Raw genomic sequence first — 21,397 nt, 5'->3', positions numbered from 1 at the left:
GCGCTCAGCCGTCGGTAAGGATGTTCAGGGTTCTCGCCCGGACGACCGCCTCGCGGCGACTCGAGGCACGCAGCTTACGGTAGATGTTCTGGGTGTGCCGCTTGACCGTCGCACGCGAGATGCACAATTCCTCTGAAATCTCGACGTTGCTCAGACGCACTGCGAGCAATTTGAGGATCTTCAGTTCGCGGCGGGTGAGGTCGGCGCCGACTTGCTGGCGACCGGCGCTCACCAGCCATTCGTCATCGAACGCCGAGAGAATGTGGGCGACATGACGAGCGCTGCTGCCCCGGGCAAGATGCAGGCGTTTCAGCGGTGGCACGAGTTCCTGCCCGAGATCGACGAAGAGGCGGATGAAACCACCCGGCTGCGCCAGCGCGACGGCGCGAGCGAGCACCTCACAGGCGGCGGTGGTCTCTCCCTGCACCTGCTGCAGCATCGCCTGCAAGGCCAGCACCTCGATCAGGAAACGGACGTTGCAACGGGCGGCGAGTTCGCCTTCGAGCAGTTGCAGCAGGCGGCCTGCCTGCTCGCGATCTTCGCCACTGCCCTCGGCGATCCACACCCGGGCCAGGGTCAACTGCGGCACATTGCTGAAACGGTAGCCAAAGTGGATCGGATCCGGGTCGAAGTTGCGCGCCCACTCGCGCGCCTCGTCGAGCCGCCCCTGCCGCAAGGCGAGGTCGGCCTGACGCGCCTGCGCGCGAAACAGTGCCGGCCCGTCGCCCGTGCGCAGCAAGTGCGCACAAACCGAGTCGATGATCTGGCGAGCGCGATCCGCCTGTCCGAGTGCCTGATAAACCGCCGCCAGGACGAACGACACTTCGGTGCGGTAGCCGAGGCGAGGCGCCTTCGGCGCGGCCAAGGCCGGCAACAGGGTCGCCTCGGCCAGCGCCAGTTCGTTGCGCTGGTAATACACCAGACCGTGGAAATAGCGACCCAGCGCCAGTCCGCCCGCATCGCCGCTCGCGATCTCGCCGATCCGACAGTACTGGTTGGCCGTCCACTGCAGGGCCGACAGGTCAGCCGCCATCCAGTCGATGAAACACAGCGCCGCCACCAGCGGCGCCTGACACTCGTCGATCGGCCCCGGAGCGCGTGCCAGCGCGTCACGAATCGACTGCCGGGCGCCTGGCAGATCGCCACACATTTGCCGTGCCCCCGCAATCACCGCCTGCGCGATGACACGGGCCGGCGGGCAGTCGTCCGGCAAGTGCTGCAGGGCAAGCTCGGCGGTCGTCAGTGCAAGTTCCGCACTGCCTTCCAGATATCGCTGCAGGCTGCGCAAGGCCAGCACGCCGCCACGCAGGAAGGCCGACGCCGCGGCATCGGCGTCAACAGAACACTCGTGCAGCGCCTCGATGCGTTCGAGCAGGGTCGGAATCTCGACGTGCCGTCCCTGATGGTGCAGCAGCCAGGCTTTCAGCAACAGGAGCAGCGGACTGTTCTCGACGGTGTCCGCGGGCAGGATGCGAAGACAGTGTTCGAGCCGTTGCCGCTGCTGCCTCTCCATCAATGGCGTTCGATGCCGCGCCAACAGTTGCCCGGCGATCGTCGCACCGTCGGCGGCGAGCGCATGCGCAATCGCCTCTTCGAGGAGGCCTTGCGTTTCCAGCCACAGCGCTGCTCGCCGATGCATTTCGGCGATCTCCGCCGGCGAACTGTGCACAGCGAGTTGCCTCTGCAGGAACTCGCGGAATAGGGGATGATGGCGGTACCACTTGCCACTCTCACCGACCGGGAAACAGAGCAGGCCGCCGTTCGCCACGAAGTCGAAGAACGAATGCCCGCCAGGACATTGCGCCGGCGCCGCGACTTCGCCCAGCAAGGCTGCGCACAGCGGCACGCAGAAGCGTTCGAGGATCGACGTCCGATACAGGCCTTCGCGCGCCACGGCACTCTGCCCGGCCATTACCTCCTCGACAAAATACTGCCAGACCTGTGGCGAACTTCCGCCGAAGCCCGCATCCCCTGCGTCGTCGCCATGGCGCGCGGCGAGTGCCGCCAGGCGAACACCGACCGGCCAGCCCTCGGCGCAAGTCTGTACCCGGTCAAGCAGGGGGCTGTCGACGGTGTGCCCGGCGCAGCGCTCGAGCAGCAATGCCGTTTCGCGTGGGCCCAGTTGCAGGTCGCGCCAGCGAATTTCGTCGATCGCCTGACGCACCCGCAGCGCCCCGAGCGACAGCGGCGGATCGCGGCGGGCGATCACCACCAGGTGCAAGGCGTTCGCAGGGCGGGCCAGGATGGCATCGAGCAGGGCGTGCGTCTGCGGCGAATCGATCCGCTGGTAGTCGTCGAGCACCACGACCAGCGGCGCCGGCAACACGCCGAAATCGTTGCTGAGACTGCCCGCGAGCTGCGCGGGCGACTCCTGTCGCCCGGCCTCCAGGCACTCCCACGTCTCGGCGCAGGCCTCGGGGATCGCCGTGCGCACGGCGGCAACCAGATAAGTCGCGAAAACGACCGGATCACTATCGGTTTGGTCCAGCGAGAGCCAGGCAGCCAGACCAGCACGACCCTCCAGCCAGTGGGCCACGAGCGCGGTCTTGCCATAGCCCGCCGGCGCCACCAGCAGCGTCAGCGGCCGAGAGCCAGCCGTTTCCAGCCGCGCGAGCAGGTCGCCGGGAACGATCAGATCGCGGGAAACCCGGGGACGCTGCAGTTTGCTTCGGACGATCTGGATGGATGACATTGCTAGGCGCCGCCGACCCTGCACGCGGGAACGAGAACGAGGAACCGGCGATGATACGTCAGGCGGACGAAACTGCGCATTGCTGTCGGAGGTGATTCGCTGCGGCATCCCCTGTCCGGCACCGGCGTCCCTCACGATCCGGCTGCGGGAAGATCGAGCAGGTGGTCGATCTGCTCATCCTTGGCCTGCCAGATCTGACGCAGCCATTGCTGGAAGGCCTCGCGAATCTCGGGATCGCTGGCGTAGTCGCCGGTCGCCAGATGCCTGGGCACCGGCAAGGTCCGCACGCGAACCCGTACACATCTCATGCGGCCGCAAAGAAAGTCCCAGAAGTCGGGAGCTCCACCCGGATAGACGATGGTGACGTCGAGAATGGCGCGGAACTTGTCGCCCATCACGTTTAGCGCCAGTGCGATGCCGCCAGCCTTGGGTTTCAGCAGGTGACGATACGGCGACCTCTGCCGCTGGTGCTTGGCGCTCGTGAAGCGCGTACCTTCACAGAAATTCACGACGCTGGTCGGAATCAGCGAAAACTTCTCGCACGCCCGCCGCGTCGCTTCCTGGTCCTTGCCGCGCAGTTCCGGGTGCGCCTTGATTGCCTCTTCGCTGTGCCGTCGCATGAAGGGGAAATCGAGAGCCCACCACGCCAATCCCATGATCGGCACCCAGACCAGTTGCTGCTTCAGAAAGAACTTGAGGAGGGGAACGCGGCGGGTCAACAGGTGCTGGAGGACGAGAATGTCGGCCCACGATTGATGGTTGCAGTTGACCAGGTACCAGCCACGCCGGTCGAGTCCAGCGATCCCCTCGACATCCCACTCGGCTGTCTGGGTAAGCGCCATCCAGCAACTGTTGAACGCAATCCAGCGCTCGGCGATCCCCACCAGCAGGGGGTCCAGACGCAGACGAGCGGCGGTGAACGGCAACAGCAGTTTGACGACCGCAAGCGCGAGCAGGATCGGCACCCAGAACAGGCAGTTGAGCAGCAACAGCACGAACGCGATCAGGCCGAGCAGGGATGCCGGCAGGAAATTCAGCATTTACGCGCTTTCCTCGCTCACCCGTTCCGTCGCCAGCAGGGTGCTGCGCGTGGCCGGCGTCTCCAGGCTGATGCGGCCGAGCATGCCGTCACGGTAATCCTGCAGCAGGACCTTGGCCGCCTTTTCGCGATCGAGCTCGCCGCCGCGCCGACGCAGGCTGCGCCGGCGGGCAATTTCCTCGATCATTCCCGCCGCGTCGGCGACGCCCATGGCGTCGGCCGACAGCCCATATCGTTTCGCCAGCAGCGCAGGGTAGCGCACCAGCAACAATCCGGCGAGGAAGATCGCCACTTCGTCCTCGATCATCGCGTTGCGGCCGATCGCATTGCTCGCGGCAAGCATCAACCCATCGCTCGGATACTCGATCCTTGGCCAGAGCAGCCCCGGCGTGTCGGTGATCGAATGCCGGATGTCGAGCTGCGAAGTCTGCTGCGAGCGGGTCACCGCCGGTTCGTCGCCCACCTTGGCCAGCCTGCGCTTGAGCATGGCATTCATCAGCGTCGACTTGCCGACGTTCGGAATTCCCATGATCATCATGCGCAGAGGTTTCGTGCTCTCGCTGCGATGCGGTGCGAGAGTCTGGCAAAGTGCGGGAAGGCGCGCCACGTCGCCGGCTCGGCGACACGACAGCGCCACCGCGTGCACGCCGTCCTGCCGGTTGTAGTAGTTGAGCCAGGCCTGCGTCACCTGCGGGTCGGCGAGATCGGCCTTGTTGAGCACCTTGAGACATGGTCGCTGACGGTGCAGGCGAAGTTCGCGCACCAGTGGATTCGTACTCGCCTCGGGCAGGCGCGCATCGACTACCTCGATGACCACGTCGATCGAGGTCATCGTTTCCGCCGCCTTCTTGCGCGCCGAGGCCATGTGGCCGGGATACCACTGAATCGCCATGCAAAGTCCGGAGGTTATCGAACGAAGCATTATCCCACTGCTTCGACCGTTGCGCCGCTTGCGCGCGCACCGCGACGACGGGCAAGACGCTAGAATGCGGGTTTAGCGAGAACCACGGCAGCAAGAACTTGCCCACGAATCCCGAAATCCGGCCAGGACAGTCGATCGAACTGCTCAAGGAACTGCATATCCTGACTCGTGACGGCAAGCTCAATCAGGACAGCCGGCGCAAACTCAAGCAGGTGTACCACCTTTTCCAATTCATCGAACCGCTGCTTGCCGAACTCGTCGTCGATGGCAATGGCCCGATCCTGGCCGACCATGGGGCCGGCAAGTCGTACCTTGGATTTCTGCTGTACGACCTGTTCTTCAAGCACCGGAAAGACGGACACATCTACGGCATCGAGGCGCGCGACGAACTCGTCGAGCGCTCGCGCCAACTGGCCGGACGCCTTGGCTTTGTGCGCATGTCGTTCCTGCGCCTGCGCGTCGAGGATAGCATCGACTCGACGGAACTGCCCGGCGGAGTCGATATCGTCACCGCTCTGCACGCCTGCGACACCGCCACAGACGACGCCATCCGCTTTGCCCTGCACCGTCGGGCCAGACACATCGTTCTCGTCCCCTGCTGCCAGGCCGAGGTCGCTGCCGTCCTGCGCCGGCGAAAGAACGAGTCCTTTGCGACCACGCCGTTGTCCGAACTCTGGCGACACCCGATCCACACCCGCGAGTTCGGCAGCCAACTGACCAATGTCCTGCGCTGCCTGCAACTGGAAGCACATGGGTACCAGGTGGCGGTTACCGAACTCGTCGGCTGGGAACACTCGCTGAAGAACGAGCTGATCATCGCCCGCCGCACCGACGCGGTGCGGCGCAACGCGGCGACGCGGCTCGCAAGAATCCTGCACCATCTGAACCTCGACGAGTTGCACGATCGGTTCCTCTATTGACGAAAAGGACGCGGACGGAAGATCAATGGAAAAATGGATTACCCGCAGCGTCGCCTTGCTTTGCGCCGTCGGCAGCACGGCGCTGTTGTGGACGTTTGGCATTTTCGTCGCGGTACCCTGGCGGGAAGGCCGAATCCTGGCGCTGAACTCCATCGAGCTGCAGGTAATCGGGATTCCCCTGATCGCCGGCATCGCCGTCGCCTGGGGCGCCCTGCACTTGCTCGTCGTGGCCGAAGGCGGCAGCAGGGTTTACCGCGCAGCGCGCATCGTGCTCCTGCTAGCGTGTTTGCTGGCAATTTGGGGAGGCAGTGCGTGGAGTTCGGCACACATCGGCTGAAGCGTGGGCTGCGCGCGCATGCGACGTGTTTGCCGACGATGCCAGGCAAGGTTTGGTGATGACAAGGAAGAAAGGTGATCGGATGATTCAGAAGGCGGTTTTCCCCGTGGCCGGGCTGGGCACGCGTTTCCTGCCCGCGACCAAGGCCAGCCCCAAGGAAATGCTGGCCGTGGTCGACAAGCCGCTGATCCAGTACGCGGTGGAAGAGGCCTATGCCGCGGGGATCCGGGAAATGATCTTCGTCACGGGCCGCAACAAGCGATCGATCGAGGACCATTTCGACACCGCCTACGAACTCGAGGCCGAACTCGCCGCTACCGGCAAGGACGAGCTGATGGCGCTGGTACACTCGATCAAGCCGGACGACATGGACTGTGTGTATGTCCGTCAGCCACGAGCCCTCGGCCTCGGCCATGCGATCCTTTGTGCCGAACGACTGGTACACGGCGAGCCCTTTGCCGTCCTGCTCGCCGACGATCTGATGATCGGCGCCCCCCCGATCCTGCGGCAGATGACCGACCTGTTCGCCGAGCACCATTGCAGCATCCTCGCCATACAGGAAGTCCCCGAGGACCAGACCAGCCGCTATGGCATTGTCCACGGCGGCTTCCTGGCGGCCGATCTGCTCGATGTCGACGGGCTGATCGAAAAGCCGCAACCCAGCATGGCCCCTTCCAACCTGGCAGTGGCCGGCCGCTACCTGCTGACCCCGGCAGTTTTCGACCTGATCCGCGCGCAGCCCCGCGGTGCGGGCGGAGAAATCCAGCTCACCGACGGCATCGCTGCCTTGCTCGCGAGCGAACGCGTACTCGCCTATCGCTACCACGGGCAGCGTTACGACTGCGGCAGCAAGCTGGGACTGATGCAGGCCAGCGTGGTCCTCGCCGAAGCGCACCCCGAAATCGGCCCGGAGTTCGCCGCCTGGCTGGAAACTCGCGGACGACCGGCGCCGGCAGCCGATACCGGTTCTTCCGGCAACTGCACTCGTCGCCACCTGCCGCCATCGACATCCGCTGACCCGGCATCGGGAGCGTAAGAGGAAGGACGATGCGCGTTCTGCTCGTCGAGGACGACCCGATGATCGGCAAGAGCGTGCAGCAGGGGCTGCGCCAGGACGGCTATGCGGTCGACTGGCTGCGCGATGGAGAGGCCGCCGAGCTGGCGCTGGCGACCACGCCCTACGAAATGTTGCTGCTCGACCTCGGACTGCCTCGCAGGTCCGGTCTGGAACTGCTCGCTAGGCTGCGCGGCAGCGACAATCGCATTCCGGTGCTGGTGATTACTGCCCGCGATTCCGTTGCCGACCGTATCGCCGGACTCGATACCGGTGCCGACGACTACCTCGTCAAGCCCTTCGACCTCGACGAACTTGCCGCCCGTATGCGCGCCGTCGTGCGTCGCCATGCCGGCCGCGCCGACCCGGTGATCGTGCTTGGCGACCTGCGCATGAATCCGGCGACGCACGAGTTGACCCGGAGCGGCCAGCCGGTACCGCTCTCGGCGCGAGAGTTTGCGCTGTTGCAGGCACTGCTCGAACAGCCCGGAGTACCGCTGTCGCGCGCGAGGCTCGAGGAGCGGATCTACGGCTGGGGCGAGGAAATCGAAAGCAACGCCGTCGAGGTCCATATCCATTCGCTGCGCCGCAAGCTCGGCGCCGAGCGGATCAGGAACATCCGCGGCGTCGGTTATCTGGTACCGCCATGAAGTCGATCCGGCACCAACTGTTGCTCACCTTGTTGTCGGCCATCACCCTGACCATGCTGCTCGGTGCGCTTGCCACGTACCGCACGGCGCGCGACGAGGCACACGAGATGTTCGACTATCAACTGCGCCAGTTGGCCCTGTCGCTGCGTGACCACGCCTTCCAGAATGCACAGCCGCGCGAATTTGGGCCCGACCACGACGCACAGCATTTTTCGGTCCAGATCTGGGGTGCGGACGGAACCCGTATCTACCTTTCGCATCCGCGCCAGGAACTTCCCCGTCAGACCCCTCTCGGCTTCGCCACGATCGACACCGGTCATGGCAAGTGGCGGGTTTTCGGCCTGCAGTTCGGCGCCCAGATGATCCAGGTGGCGCAGCCGATGCAGGTGCGCGAACAACTGGCTCTCGCCGCCGCCCTGCGAACGATTCTGCCCTTTCTGCTGACCCTGCCGCTGCTCGGCGTCTTGATCTGGATCGTCGTCGGCCGTGGTCTGCGCCCGCTCGATGTCGTTGCCCAGGCAGTGACCGTGCGCACGGCGACGGCGCTCGACCCCTTGCCGATTCGCGGGGTGCCCGGCGAGGTGGTACCCCTGATCTCGGCTCTCAACGACCTGCTGGCCCGCCTCTCGCGCGCGCTCGCGGCGCAACGCGAATTCATCGCCGACGCGGCGCACGAGCTGCGCACGCCACTCGCCGCGCTGGCCCTGCAGGCGCAACTTGCCGAACGTGCCGGCGACGCCGCAGCGCGCGCCGAGGCCTTCGGCGAACTCAAGGGCGGCTTGCAGCGCGCCACCCATACCGTGCAGCAATTGCTGACCCTGGCCCGCCAGGAACCCGGTGGCGGCGAGCGCCAATCGACCTCGGTGAACCTGGTGGAACTCGCAGTGCGCGTCATCGCCGAGCATCTGCCGCTGGCCGAGGCCCGGCGAATCGACCTCGGCGCAACGCCGACGAGCGAAGCGGTGCGGGTCGACGGTGACGAAGACGCGCTGCGCATCCTGCTCGGCAATCTGGTGAGCAACGCGCTTCGTTACACGCCAATCGGCGGCAGGGTAGACGTCAGCAGCGGTGAAGATGCGCGCTGCGCCTTCCTCGAAGTGTGCGACTCGGGTCCCGGCATACCCGTAGACGAGCGCCAACGCGTATTCGACCGCTTCTATCGCCGCGCACAGACCGACGAAGCGGGCAGCGGCCTCGGCCTGGCGATCGTCAGGACGATCGCCGATCGTCATCGCGCATGCGTCGTACTCGACGACGCGCCCCTGGGCGGCCTGCGCGCCCGCGTCGAATTCTCCCGATCGCTCGCACCTTAAGTCAGATTTAAGTCGCAGTGATCTAAGTTGCGTGCTTCGGAAGCCGTGCGCTTCCCGTTCAGGCACAACAGGAGATCAGCATGGAAAAACAAACCCTCAAACGCAGTCTGCTTGCAGTGGCTCTGCTGAGCGCCATCGGCGCTGGCTACGCCAGGTTCGGCGCGGAAGCGATGCGTCCCGGCGAGGCGATCGCCGCAGTCGCTGCCGCCCCGGCAACGCCACCGCGATCGGCAATGACGCTGCCCGATTTCACCAGCATCGTCGAGCAGAGTGGCCCGGCAGTGGTCAATATCAGTGTCAGCGGCGTGTCGAAAACGGTCAGTGCGATCGACCCCGACGATCCGATGTTCGAATTTTTCCGCCGCTTCGGGATGCCCGCGCCGCGCGACCCGGCTCCCGCACGTGGCCAGGGCTCCGGTTTCATCGTCGGTGCCGACGGACTGATCCTGACCAACGCGCACGTCGTCGCCGACGCCGACGAGGTCACCGTCAAACTGACCGACAAGAGAGAATTCAGGGCCAAGGTGGTCGGCCTCGACAAATTGACAGACGTTGCGGTACTGCGCATCGAGACCAGGGATCTGCCGGTTCTGCGGCTCGGCGACCCGGCGCGGACACGGGTTGGCGAGTGGGTAGTGGCGATCGGCTCCCCCTTCGGCTTCGAGAACAGCGTCACCGCCGGTATCGTTTCGGCAAAATCGCGCACGCTGGCGGGTGACAGCTACGTGCCCTTCCTGCAGACCGACGTGCCCGTCAATCCCGGCAACTCCGGCGGTCCGCTGCTCAATCTCGACGGCGAGGTGATCGGCATCAACTCGCAAATCTACAGCCGCAGCGGCGGCTATCAGGGCATTTCCTTCGCCATCCCGATCGACGTGGCGATGAATGTCAAGGAACAACTGGTGCAGCACGGCAAGGTCAGCCACGGCCGCCTCGGAGTCACCATCCAGGAAGTTTCGCAATCGCTGGCCGAATCGTTCGGCCTGAAAAGTTCGGCCGGTGCACTGGTCAGCTCGGTCGAAAAGGGCAGTCCGGCGGCTGCCGCCGGTCTCGAAGCGGGGGACATCATCCTCAGGCTGAACGACACCGTCATCGGCCGGTCATCGGAGCTGCCGCCACTGATTGCCGCCCTCAAGCCGGGCACGCAGATCCGCGTGAAGGTCTGGCGCAAGGGCGCGAGCCGCGATTTCACGCTGGCGGTCGGCGAGATTCCCGGCCCCCGCATCGCTTCGGCAGCGCATGGGGATGCCGACAAGTCGCGCCTTGGTCTGGCGCTGCGGGCATTGACGGCGAGCGAACGCCATCAGGTCGAAAATCCCGACGGGCTGGTCGTCGAGAGCGTCAGCGGGCCCGCCGCACGGGCAGGCATCCGGCCCGGCGACATCATCGTTTCGCTCAACGGCCAGACGGTACGCGATGTCGACCAACTGCGCAGCCTGCTCGACAAGGCGGGCAAGAGCGTGGCACTGTTGATCGAGCGCGACAACGCGAAGATCTTCGTCCCGGTGGAACTCGGTTGATGCGCGCGCAAACTGCCGGCAGCCGGACGCGGCCTGCCAATGATTGACGCCCTGTTCGACCTGCTCGGCACCTTCTACCAGAGCGGCGACCTGTTACAGGCCGAATGGATCGCGCGCAGCATCCTGCAGGCGATCCCGGACGACATCGTGTCGCTGCAGTTCCTCGGTCTCGTGTACTACCGGACGCGCCGTCGCGAACAGGCCATGCAGGCCTTCCGCGCGGCAGACGCGGCCACCGGCGACACGCCTGCTCGCGTGGACCACCGCCTGCAGGCCTCGGCCCAATGCCTGCAGGCGGCCAGCGGCCACGGCTCGACACTGGCCAGCGCCTGGTACGAGCTCGGGCTGATCCTCTTCCGCCTGCGGCGCTACCCGCAGGCAATCCGGGCGCTACGCGCGGCGCTCTCGGCACGACCCGGTTGCGGCAAGGCTGAACGCGCCATTGCGCGCATCGCGAGCTTCGCGCAAAGTGGAAGCGCGGCTCCCCGTCAAGCTGCAGGCGTGTCGAAGCGGCCAGGGGAGTGCTGATGCGCGCGCAGAGGCCCGCCGCTGTGGCACGCCGCCGGCCGGTTCACCGAGACGGGCTCCTCCTGCCTTGTCGCTGCCGTTGCTGCCGCAGCGCCACAAGCACGCGCGGCAGCTCTGCTTCCGTCTTCGTCAGCAGCGCTCCAGCGCCCTCGACGCTGCCGCTGCGAGCGAGCAGTTCCAGTTCCGAGCACAATGCCGCCAGCCGATCGGCACCGACCGTCGCACTGCTTGATTTCATGCGATGCGCGCCATCGCGCAGCCCGCCGGCATCGCCAGCATCCACGGCCGCCCGCATCGCAGCGAGGCGGCGCGGTGCATCGCCGAGGAAAGCACGGATCAGCTTGCGCAGGAGCAGCACACCGCTGCCATCTGGCAGTTCCCGGATGGCGTCCAATGCACGCCGATCGAGCGGCTGCTCGGCGATCGTGGAATCAGACCGCGGAGAGTGCAATGGCCAACTGGCCTCCGCAGTACCGGCGTGCGGTAGCCAACGCGGAAGAACCGCCGAAAGGCAATCGGTGACGAACGGTTTGCTCAGGTAATCGTCCATTTCGGTCGCCCGATCACCGCGTCAATGGCAAAGCCCCCTCCAGTGCGAGCGGCCGCCGCTGCGGCCGCTCCGCTAGGCAGTGCCGAATGGGCAGATCTCGCCGCAGCGGTCGATCCGCGGGCGATCTTCGCCCGGAAAACGGCACGGCCGAGCAACGGCCCACGGCTGGCACGCATCTCAGCCATTCCCGGCAAGCATGCCCGGATCGGCGTGCCCGGCCTGCGCCAGGCGATCGAGTTCTTCGAGCACCTTCCGACTTGCCCGCTCCATCTCGGCGAGTTCGGCCACGCTCTGCGCGAAGTCCCTCGCCTGATGGCGCTGGACCGCCGCGACGCCGTGCCGATGAACGTTGGCGTGCGGCGACTCGAGCTCTCGGTAGCCCGTCAGTTCGGAGAAACACTTCCGGCCGTCGCCCTCGTAGTACCACTTGCCGAGCCGACACGAGGTGTGGTCGGAAAACTCCGCCGGCTGCCTGGCCGAAATACCGAGAAGAACCTTGTAGACGTCGAGTTTGAACACCAGGTGATCGAACTTGGCAATCTCAACGAAGCTGCACAGCGCCGAGGTGGCAATGGTCTGGCTCATGGTTCCCGCCAGTTCCTTGATCGCCAGCATGCTGCGAGTGGCCTGCTCGCCATCGCGAACGAACTCCGTCGCCTGCTGCGGGGTCAGTTCGGCCATCCCCTTGAACTCCTGGGTTTCCTGCTGAATCGTGGCAACCAGCGCGGCGATCTCGTTCGTCGCAGTCGCCGTGCGTTCGGCGAGCTTGCGCACCTCATCGGCGACGACGGCGAAGCCGCGTCCCTGCTCGCCGGCACGCGCCGCCTCGATCGCGGCGTTGAGCGCGAGCAGATTGGTCTGATCGGCAATGCCCTTGATCAGCTGTACGATGCTGCCCACCTGGTTGGTTCGCTCGTCGAGCCTTCCCACCCGCGAGCAGATCGCGCCACTTCGCTCCGAAAGTTCGCGCAGATTGGCGGCCATGCGGCCGACCGTTATCAGATCGGCGTCGAGCGCCGAGGCCGCCTGAAACGCGTGTTCGCGCCCATCCTGCAACACCACCGCGAGTTGTGCCAACGACCCCTGCACCTGTTGCGCCGACTCGCCGTAGCAGGCGACCTGCTCGAACACTCCGCCGAGAACGACCTGACGGGCACGTAGTTCGTCCCTCTCGCGCGCGGCGAGATCCCGCTCACCACGCAGCGCTTCCAGCTCTCGCGAACGGCTTGCGAACGCCGCCTCGGTCTGGTCGAGTCTTGCGCGCAGTTGCCGGTTTTCTTGTACGTGCTTCGACCAGAACATGGTACCTCCCCTAGAGGATTCTTCCCGAATTTTCGCATCACTGTCAAGGATTGCTGGTTGCCCATCCCGGGCCACTGCGCCTATCCCGCCGCGTACGTGCGCCATCAACGCCCGCCAGGTAAACGGATATTTCCGCCGCAGGCTTTAGGCTTCCTCCGCCCCCGACAGCTGCGGACACCATCCCGCGCTAGCGCTTGACCACCTGCTGCGTGCGCCAGAGCAGGATGCCGAGCAGCAGCGCAGCAGACAGCAGACTGCACACCGACGCCAGCCAGAAGCCCGCAGCCCCCATCGGTGGTGCCGCGGCAAACGCCAGCCACCGGCCCCCGAGCAGACCGACGCCCCAGAAGCAGCCGACGTGCACCAACATCGGCAGGAAGGTGATCCGGTATCCACGCAAGGCGTGCGCGGATACCGTCTGCACCGCATCGAAAAACTGATAGGAGGCAACATAGCCGAGTAGCCCCACCGCCACCGCGCGCACTTCCACGTCGTCCGTGTAGGCGGCTGTCAGAGGCCCGGCGATCCACCACAGCAGAAGACCGAGCAAGGCTGACAGCCCCCCGGCCAAGAGCAATCCGGCAACGATCGAGCGCTCGGCGCGCGGCCAGTCGCGCGCACCGGCAGCCTGCCCGACCTGAGCCAGCGTGGCGATGGCCAGCGCCAACGGCAGCATGTAGCAAATTGCCGCGAGGTTGGCGACGATGCGGTGACCGGCGACGACCGTTGCTCCCAGTTGCGCGACGAACAGCGCGATCAGCGTAAAGGAGGAGATTTCGACAAGGTGTGACAGGCCCATCGGCAAGCCGAGACGAAACAACTCGCCGAGCGGCTTGCGGCGTGGCAACTGCCAGTCGGAAAAAAGGCGGTAGCGCGCCAGCGACCTGCTGTGACGCAGGTAGCCAACGGCGCAAAGGAGCGAGAACCACCCGACAGTGGCGTTCGCCACGCCACAACCGAACACTCCGAGCGGCTCCCCACCCCAACGACCGGTGACCAGCAACCAGGCGATCAAACCGTGCAGCAGCGTGCTGCCAAAGCTGATCAGCAGCAGTGGGCGAGGTCTGCCGAGGGCATTGCAAAAGGCATGGAAAGTCCGATAGAACAGAACCGCCGGCAGGCCCAGCGCGAGCAATGCTAGATAGCCGCGTGCCCGCTCTTCGACGCCCGTATCGATATCCGATAGCGCCAGCAGGGAAGCCGGATTGAGCAGCAGCACGGCGCCTGGTACGGCAAGCAGCATGCCCAGCCAGAATGCCTGCTGCAGCGCTCCGGCGACTTCGTGATCGTGCCCCGCGCCGTGCAGCTGCGCAACGGTCGGCGCCACCGCCTGCACGATGCCGGCCAGGGCAAACAGCACCGAGATATAGATGCCGCCGCCGACCGCCACCGCCGCCAGATCGGTGGTTGCATGGTGACCGAGCAGGACCGTGTCAATGACCATCACCCCCATCGACGCCAGTTGGGCGATGAGGACTGGCGTGGCGTGCGCGAGGATCAGGCGGGACGGCAGGGCGAGCATGGCGTGGCGGTGAGGAACGAGGCCGAACGGACTACCTGTCCCTGGCGGGGCGCAAGGGGGCATCCCGCCAGGAGTATCCTCCGACATGCCTGCCCGGTCATCCTTCCGCGCGGGACGACGCCGCACGCGCGTCGGCTGGCATGCGACTGGTCTTTCGGCACGGTTGCGCAACGGGATTGTCGTCGGGCACTCAATTCGACCCCGGAATGCGGTAAGCTCCGCCACGCACGGCGCGCGCTACGCGGCGATGCCAGACGACGAGAACGCGGCGTCACTGCCGCGCAGCGCAGCGAATCGCAGAATGGTCCACCGACTGCCTGGCCATTGGCGCCGCCACCGGTTTTGCACGGGGTCGGCCAGCGACACCATACCATGGAAAGTTGCCCGCTGATGAAAGAAAACGAATTGAACGAGATTCTCGCCAGGGACGGCATGATCCCGATGTCGGGGCTGTTGGCACTGATGATGCCAAGTGGCGAAGGCCTTGGCTTTGGCGTAAAAGGGCTGGACGGGCGCTACCAACTGGGTAACCGGGTGATGACTCGGCTCCTGCACCCCGGCGCCGAGAGCCTGACCGGCAAACTGGAAAGCGACCTGCTACCGACGCCGTTGCTGAGAGCGCTGGCACACAGCGACGAGACCATCATCAACGGCGCGGCCGCCGCATCGCTGGAAGTCGCACTGGCGGACAACGGTCAGACGAGCCAGTACCGCTGGCTGAAGCTGCCGATCCTTGGTGCCGACAGCAAGCAACTTTGCGCGATTGCCTCGATGATTCACCACCTTTCCGTCGCGCCGCGGAGTGCAACCATCCAGCAAGCGCTGGACCGCTTGCAGCAGGCGCATTTCGATCTGCAACAGACGGTCCTCGAACTGGAACAGATGGCGAGCACCGACCGTCTCACCGGCGCCTGGAACCGGCGACGCTTGGAAGAGTGTGTGCGCAACGAAATGGATCGCCTTGACCGCTACGAACAGCCGCTCAGCCTGCTTCTCATCGACGTCGATTTTTTCAAGAGGATCAACGATCAGCACGGGCATCCTGCGGGCGATCAGGTACTGCAGGCGCTGACCTCGCTGGTCCAGCTCAGACTGCGCGGCACCGACTCACTGGCACGCTGGGGTGGCGAAGAGTTCGTCGTGCTCTGTCCCAACTCGCGGCGCAGTGCGGCTGCGACGCTGGCCGAGCGCTTGCGCCGACAGATTGCCGCGGCGGCCTTTCCGGTCGTCGGACGACTGACCGTCAGCATTGGTGTCGCCGAATGCAAACGCGGCGAAAACTGGCAAGAGTGGTTCGAGCGCGCCGACCAGGCACTTTACCGGGCAAAAGAATCGGGCCGCAATCAGGTGCAGCTCGCGCCCGACCCAACGATGCCTGAGAGCACTGCGGAATACGTCGTCGCCAATTTCGTCCAGCTGGTCTGGCGCCCAGCTTTCGAGAGCGGCGACGAACGCATCGACCACGGTCACCGGCAGTTGTTTGCCGATGCCAACGAACTGCTCGGAGCGATCCTTTCCGAGCAATCCGTCGATCGCGTCGGTGTGATGGTCGATCGCCTGATTGGCGACGTCCTGGAGCATTTTCGCGACGAGGAAGCGATCGTCGCCGCCGCAGGTTTCCCGGGTATCGCCGAGCACAAGGTCCTGCATGCGGAACTCGCGAGCAAGGCGCAAAAACTGCTCGAGGACTACCGCGGCGGCAGGCAGGGCGTCGGTGAAGTGTTCCAGTTTCTCACCTACGACGTGGTCACCAAACACATGCTGGGTGCAGACCGCCAGTTCTTCGCGTACTTGCGGCCAGCGGCGGCGCAGGACAATGCTCCCGGCAACAAGCGGCAAAAGGGACAGCACCCGGTACGACCAGGCGAGACCAGTTGACAGCCACGACCGTTGCCAATGCAGGATTCGGGCCGTCCGCTGCCGACGGCCGAAGGCGACGACAGCGGACGGCAAAGGCCTTTCGCGCGAGTCGTGCGGCCCGCGCGTGACTACTTGCCGACTGCCGCTTTTGCCTTGTCGGCCGCTTCCTTGGTTGCGTCGGCTGCCTCCTTGGTGGCATCGGCTGCCTTGGCGACCATCTCCTTGCCAGCTTCCTTGGTGGCTTCGGCTGCGGCGCCGACGGCGGCTCCGGCCTTCTTGGCAGCGTCGTCGGCTTTCTGCGCCGCCTCGTTGGCAACCTTCGCGGCCTCGACCTTCGCTGCTTCGACCTTGGCCGCAGCGTTTTCCTTTTGGCCGCAGGCCGCAACGGCGACAGCAAGGAAGGCGAAAACTAGCGGCAGATAGATTTTTCTCATGATGCGCTCCGAAAATGGGACGAGACGAATGCCAGCGATGACCCGATTCGGGAGGTGGCCGAGCCGACACTGCTGGCGCGGATCCACCGAATTGGTGAAGGCGCCGGAATCGTCCTGCTATCACAACATAATCGCCGATGCGAGTAAACCTGGCGACGCGTGCAAGCTATTCGGCCAGGGTCTGGCGGCAGCCCGGGCGCTGCCTCCCGTCGGCCACGGCGAGCGCTTGCGTCGACTACCGAGGGCGACCGGAAGCCGATGAATCCCCTGCGACACGCTCTCGATCCCGCACTGCTTGCCGCCCTGAGTACAGCGATCGGCAACGACACCGGGTTGCCTGCGAGAGTGGACGCGGTCAGCGAGATTGGCGGTGGTTCGATATCGCGAGCGCTTCTCGTCGAGAGCGGCGGCAACCGCTATTTCGTGAAGGTGAACGACGTCACCCTCACGGCAATGTTTGCCGCCGAAGCCGACGGCTTGAGCGCGCTGGCGGCATGCCCGGCACTACGCGTGCCTCGCGTCGTGGGACACGGAGCGAGTGACCGGCACGCCTTCCTGGTGCTCGAGCATCTACCCCTGCAGACGCTGCGCGAACGTGCGCACGGGATCGCAGCCGGGCACGCGTTGGCCGCTCTGCACCGAATCCGGGGCTCCCACTTCGGCTGGCGGCGGGACAACTTCATCGGCAGCACACCGCAACATAACGCCGAGCATCGTGCCTGGCCCTTCTTTTTCGCCCGGAGGCGCCTGCTGCCACAGCTCGAACTCGCCAGACGCGACGCGCAGCACAAGAGGCTGGTTGCCGACGGCGAACGCCTGGCGGAAACGCTCGCGGCACTGTTCGTCGACCATCGGCCGGAGCCCAGCCTGCTGCACGGTGACCTGTGGCACGGCAACGCGGCGATCGACGATGCGGGACTGCTGGCTCTTTTCGATCCAGCGGTGTATTTCGGCGACCGCGAGACCGACCTGGCAATGAGCGAACTGTTCGGCGGCTTCCCCGACAGTTTTTACGCCGCCTATCGCGAGGCGTGGCCGCTGGCGGACGGCTTCGCGCAGCGCAAGATGCTGTACAACCTCTACCACGTACTGAATCACCTGAACCTGTTCGGCAGCGGCTACCTGCACCAGGCCGAGCGCATGGTCGCCCGTCTGCTCGCCGAAATCCGAGGGTGACTGCCAACAGCCGCTGACAGCGGGGTCGATTGACGCTACTCTTGCGAGCCAGCAGGAGTTGCCGAACAGATACCGTCAGCATGCGGTCCACCCCGGAGGACTTGCACATGGAACGAGGAACCAACGCCAGCGAGCAGCACGTCCGCCATTTCCGGCAGATCCTGCTATGGCCGCTTCAATTGATGCCTTTGGCCGAGAGGGCGCCGTTCGCGAGCCACTCGCAGATGCTCGAACAACAAACCGCCGACAACCCGTGGCGCGAACTCGCCGACGAGTTTTCCGGGGCTCCCGGCCACTTCCACGAGCGCCATTACAGCGAATTCGTCACCTTCCTCCCCTACGTGCAACGCTTTCTCTATGGGGAGATCGGAGGCCATGACACGGTTGCCAGGTACGGTGAGTCGCCTATCCGGGTCTTCCGCCGCCACGACGTGGCGAAAGCGAGGATGACCTTCAAGGAAAGCGGTGAACCGATCGACTTCGAAATCGTGCGCCTCGACCTGTACTTCTTCTACGACATCGACGTCGTCATCCTCGTCGTCGAGATCGCCGCCGATGACCTCGATCTCCGCCAGGTGCAGGAAACCCTGTACCGCTTCGGTCGTTCGTATCCGCCCTACTGGGATGATGACGGCAGCGGTGGCCATTGCCTCAAACGCGCCGAGTGGCTTGGGCCGGACGGACGAGTGCTGGCGGTGTCCGACTATGAGAAGCGCGACAAGTATCTGTCCTTCGTCGGCCGCTTCCGTTCGCCATGCCTCTCCGCACACTGGGAATTCCTGCTGCGGCCACTGGTACTCCACCATTCCGCCGAGGACGGTCCGGTCCGCTACCGGCAGATCGAGTATCACCGCATGCCACTGCTCTCCTATCTGGCGATGGACGATCCACACAGCTTGAGCCGTGGCGATTTCGCCCGCCTGGTGCTGGTCACCGGAGCCGGGAAAAGGGGTTCGCTACCCTACTCCGACCAGCACCTCGATGGGTTCGAAGCACGCTATTGCTTCGACCGCTTCTGGCATCCGCAGGCGGAGGAACCGGGAACCCGCCTGCTCAGCTGTGGCCATGCCTTTGTGATGGTCGGCAGCGCACACGACCCCTATTTCAGCGGCCTGGAGAAAGGTCTACTCGGCCAGTTTCGGCACCAGTTCTTCCTGCTGGCACTGATCCCGCACTTCCACAAGGCGGCACTGTTGATGCTGTCCGATCGCCTGGTCACGGCGCTCAATCGGCTCGATATCGGCAACGCCGAATCAGTCAAGCAGTTCAAGCGCGCCATCCGGCAGATTCTCGAGGTCTTCCTGCGCTTCAGCCATCGCTACTGGTTTCACGAGATCTCCGACCAGGCGCAGGCGCGAGCATTGTTCGCCATGACCCGCGACCACTTGGGCACGGAAGCGCTTTATAGCGAGCTGCGCGAGGAAATTCAGGACATGAGCCAGTACCTCGACAGCGACAGCCTGCGCCGGCAGGCGAACACGGTCGTCCGACTGACCGTGGTGACGACCGCCGGCCTGATCGCGACGATCAGCACCGGTTTCCTCGGTATCAATCTGATCGCTGCCGCAGACGACCCCTTGCCCGACCGCATCCTGTTCTTCCTGCTGGTGCTCATCCCGTCTGCACTCGTCACGGGCTACGCCGTCGTCAAGTCCAAGAGACTGTCCGACTTCCTCGAAGCGTTGTCGGATGAGCGCCTCTCGCCGCGCGAGAAGCTGTCCACACTGGCATCCGTTTGGCGCAGGAAAAAAAGGCCGTCGGACGCCGGCTGATGGGCGTCAGACCCGCCGGGTATCGACCAGCGTTGTCGCGAATTCGCGCAGATACTGCTCCAGAGCGCCCGGCGTGCCGCAGACGAAGACGGTGTCGTCCGGGTCGACCATGAAGGCGTCGTCAAACTCGACGAAGACCTTGCCGCGGTGCTCGACCGCGACCACTGCCGCCCCGGTGCGCTCGTTTACCCGATCGCGCCACGGATGACCGCCGGCAAGCTGGCCGGCGGCGACGCGAATGAACTTGAGGCGATGTTCGACCGCAACCGCCTGCTCGCCGCGCAAGTGATACGCCAGAATCTGGCCGGCGACCTGACCCACGGAGAGGGCAAAATCGGCCCCCGCCTGGTACAGGCGGGGAATGTTCTGCGCGCGGTTGGCGCGCACGATCAACGGTGCGTCGGGGGCGCGATCGCGCAGGACGGCGGTGGCGAAAACGCCTTCGCTGTCGTTGCTCAGGGCGAGTACGACGGCGCTCGCCTCGCGCACCCGTGCCTGCTCCATCGTCGCCAGTTCGAGCACGTTGCCGACCACATCAACGCCTGCCACCGCCTCACGGTCGATCACGATTGCCGTTTCGCCGGCATCATGCAGCATCTCGACGAACTTTCTGCCGACGTCACCGTAACCAGCGAGCACGATCGGGCCGCGACGACGAATCGGCAGCGCCAGACGCTCGACTTTCGCCAGGTTGGCCTGCGCGCCGACGACGACGAGAATGGCTCCCGCCTCGATGCGCGTATCGGGCCCGCTCGCACTATGGAACGAGCCGCAGCTCCACTGCCCGATCACGGTTACTCCATGGCGCACTCGCAACTGCAGATCACCGAGCCGCTTGCCGGCGAGCGGGCTGCTGGCACGCACCCGGAACTCGGCCAGCCCTACCTGGCTGCCGAGCAGGTGCATTCCCTCGGCCGGCGGGCTGATGCGTCGGCTGGCACGCGCCGCCAGAGCCGCCGCGAGTACATGCGAAGGGGTGAACACCTCGCTGGCACCAACCTGCAGCATCGGAGGCCGGTACAGCGGATCGCCGGCCAGCGCGTAAATCGGCCCTTTGAAACCGCGTTCGCGGGCAATCAGAATGCAGATCGCGTTGCCGTGGTCATCGGCGTTGGCGACCACGGCGCGTGCCTGCTCGACCCCCGAAAGCACTTCAGGCTCTTCGTCTAGCTTGCCGAAGACCACATCGTAGCCTCGATTGCGCAGGTTGCGTGCGAGCTCCATGTCTTCCTCGAAAACGACGAAGGGTGTGGCCGTCCGCTGGAACTCGTCGAGCAGTGCCTCGATCGCCGGCCCGTAGCGATAGAACAGTACGCTACCAAGCATCTCCGGCAACACGTGCGGCAGGCGCACCTCGAAGCGCTCCTCGATGTAGGGCATGACATAGAACGGAAAAACGAGGACGAGAAAGAACATCCCGACGAACTGCGTCAGGATGACGAAGACGATCATCAGCGGATGTGTCCACGGCGCGTAGGCACCGTAGCCAGTAGTCGTCAGCGTCTCCGAGGCCCATTCCAGACTCTGCCAGAAATCGAGCTGCCGGCCCTCGAGGTATTCCGAAGCGACCATGAAGATGCTGCCGAACAGCACCACTGCCGCCGGCATGCTCACCAACAGACCTAGCAGACGCCAGGTCGATCGTTGCAAACCCTGATGCACCCTGCGTAGCACCGCCCCCCCACGCGAACCTTTCCGCGCCCAGGACCAAGTATCCGCGCTCGACCCGAACGCGTCAAATGCGGCCGCGAAAGCGCCGACTGATCACCGCCAGGCGCCGCAGGTGCCTTGTCCGCGTCAAGGGTG

Annotated in this window: 18 protein-coding genes; 10 read left to right on the top strand and 8 right to left on the bottom strand. The window is 65.1% G+C overall.

The annotated features are described in order from the left end of the window. Positions 1-4: 4 nt before the first annotated feature. The 3 genes from NFV80_RS07200 to ylqF all read right to left on the bottom strand — a co-directional run bounded on the left by NFV80_RS07200 (position 5) and on the right by ylqF (position 4,623). Complete coding sequence (locus tag NFV80_RS07200; RefSeq protein ID WP_296758259.1) at positions 5-2,692, bottom strand: LuxR C-terminal-related transcriptional regulator; 2,688 nt, start codon at positions 2,690-2,692, stop codon at positions 5-7. A gap of 131 nt (positions 2,693-2,823) precedes the next feature. Continuing rightward, positions 2,824-3,732 (bottom strand): acyltransferase, encoded by a 909-nt coding sequence (locus tag NFV80_RS07195; RefSeq protein WP_295327905.1) that lies wholly within the window; start codon positions 3,730-3,732, stop codon positions 2,824-2,826. Then, positions 3,733-4,623, bottom strand: coding sequence for a ribosome biogenesis GTPase YlqF (ylqF, locus tag NFV80_RS07190; protein ID WP_295328064.1), 891 nt, complete (start codon positions 4,621-4,623; stop codon positions 3,733-3,735). It abuts the gene before it with no gap. 128 nt (positions 4,624-4,751) lie between these two features. On the opposite strand from ylqF, the gene NFV80_RS07185 reads away from it, so the two are divergent. From NFV80_RS07185 to NFV80_RS07155, 7 genes are all read left to right on the top strand, one after another. After that, positions 4,752-5,573 carry an SAM-dependent methyltransferase gene (locus NFV80_RS07185; RefSeq protein ID WP_295327907.1) on the top strand — a complete coding sequence of 274 codons (822 nt, stop codon included), beginning with the start codon at positions 4,752-4,754 and terminating at the stop codon, positions 5,571-5,573. A gap of 25 nt (positions 5,574-5,598) precedes the next feature. Next, the gene (locus NFV80_RS07180; RefSeq protein WP_295327909.1) at positions 5,599-5,910 is read left to right on the top strand and encodes a hypothetical protein; all 312 of its coding nucleotides are present in this window, start codon (positions 5,599-5,601) and stop codon (positions 5,908-5,910) included. Positions 5,911-5,968: 58 nt separating this feature from the next. Further along, on the top strand, positions 5,969-6,946 hold the full coding sequence (galU, locus tag NFV80_RS07175; RefSeq protein WP_295327911.1) for a UTP--glucose-1-phosphate uridylyltransferase GalU: 978 nt from the start codon (positions 5,969-5,971) through the stop codon (positions 6,944-6,946). Between the two features lie 11 nt (positions 6,947-6,957). Continuing rightward, a complete protein-coding gene (locus NFV80_RS07170; protein WP_295327913.1) occupies positions 6,958-7,614 on the top strand; it encodes a response regulator in 657 nt (218 codons plus the stop codon). After that, positions 7,611-8,927 carry an ATP-binding protein gene (locus NFV80_RS07165; RefSeq protein ID WP_295327915.1) on the top strand — a complete coding sequence of 439 codons (1,317 nt, stop codon included), beginning with the start codon at positions 7,611-7,613 and terminating at the stop codon, positions 8,925-8,927. Before NFV80_RS07170 ends, NFV80_RS07165 begins: the two co-directional genes overlap by 4 nt. An 80-nt stretch (positions 8,928-9,007) precedes the next feature. Beyond that, on the top strand, positions 9,008-10,447 hold the full coding sequence (locus NFV80_RS07160) for a DegQ family serine endoprotease (RefSeq protein ID WP_295327917.1): 1,440 nt from the start codon (positions 9,008-9,010) through the stop codon (positions 10,445-10,447). A gap of 39 nt (positions 10,448-10,486) precedes the next feature. Beyond that, on the top strand, positions 10,487-10,975 hold the full coding sequence (locus NFV80_RS07155) for a tetratricopeptide repeat protein (RefSeq protein WP_295327919.1): 489 nt from the start codon (positions 10,487-10,489) through the stop codon (positions 10,973-10,975). Between the two features lie 43 nt (positions 10,976-11,018). On the opposite strand, the gene NFV80_RS07150 is transcribed toward NFV80_RS07155, so the two are convergent. From NFV80_RS07150 to NFV80_RS07140, 3 genes are all read right to left on the bottom strand, one after another. Then, positions 11,019-11,525 carry a hybrid sensor histidine kinase/response regulator gene (locus NFV80_RS07150; RefSeq protein ID WP_295327921.1) on the bottom strand — a complete coding sequence of 169 codons (507 nt, stop codon included), beginning with the start codon at positions 11,523-11,525 and terminating at the stop codon, positions 11,019-11,021. Between the two features lie 177 nt (positions 11,526-11,702). Continuing rightward, positions 11,703-12,827, bottom strand: coding sequence for a methyl-accepting chemotaxis protein (locus tag NFV80_RS07145; RefSeq protein WP_295327923.1), 1,125 nt, complete (start codon positions 12,825-12,827; stop codon positions 11,703-11,705). A 187-nt stretch (positions 12,828-13,014) separates the two neighbouring features. Continuing rightward, positions 13,015-14,349 carry an MATE family efflux transporter gene (locus NFV80_RS07140; RefSeq protein WP_295327925.1) on the bottom strand — a complete coding sequence of 445 codons (1,335 nt, stop codon included), beginning with the start codon at positions 14,347-14,349 and terminating at the stop codon, positions 13,015-13,017. Positions 14,350-14,739: 390 nt separating this feature from the next. On the opposite strand from NFV80_RS07140, the gene NFV80_RS07135 reads away from it, so the two are divergent. Further along, positions 14,740-16,227 (top strand): diguanylate cyclase, encoded by a 1,488-nt coding sequence (locus NFV80_RS07135; RefSeq protein WP_295327927.1) that lies wholly within the window; start codon positions 14,740-14,742, stop codon positions 16,225-16,227. 110 nt (positions 16,228-16,337) lie between these two features. Here NFV80_RS07135 and NFV80_RS07130 read toward each other — a convergent pair whose 3' ends face one another. After that, complete coding sequence (locus NFV80_RS07130) at positions 16,338-16,643, bottom strand: hypothetical protein (protein ID WP_295327931.1); 306 nt, start codon at positions 16,641-16,643, stop codon at positions 16,338-16,340. Between the two features lie 258 nt (positions 16,644-16,901). Between NFV80_RS07130 and NFV80_RS07125 the strand changes: the two genes are divergently transcribed. Both NFV80_RS07125 and NFV80_RS07120 read left to right on the top strand, forming a co-directional pair. Further along, entirely contained in the window at positions 16,902-17,819 is a 918-nt protein-coding gene (locus tag NFV80_RS07125; protein WP_295327934.1) for a fructosamine kinase family protein, read from the top strand. Between the two features lie 107 nt (positions 17,820-17,926). Then, entirely contained in the window at positions 17,927-19,591 is a 1,665-nt protein-coding gene (locus tag NFV80_RS07120) for a hypothetical protein (protein WP_295327936.1), read from the top strand. Positions 19,592-19,597: 6 nt separating this feature from the next. Here NFV80_RS07120 and NFV80_RS07115 read toward each other — a convergent pair whose 3' ends face one another. Beyond that, a complete protein-coding gene (locus tag NFV80_RS07115) occupies positions 19,598-21,241 on the bottom strand; it encodes an NAD-binding protein (protein WP_295327938.1) in 1,644 nt (547 codons plus the stop codon). Between the last annotated feature and the right edge of the window lie 156 nt (positions 21,242-21,397).

Source organism: Accumulibacter sp., from assembly GCF_023806565.1.
GTDB lineage: Bacteria > Pseudomonadota > Gammaproteobacteria > Burkholderiales > Rhodocyclaceae > Accumulibacter.
This window is presented reverse-complemented; position numbering and strand designations above follow the sequence as displayed.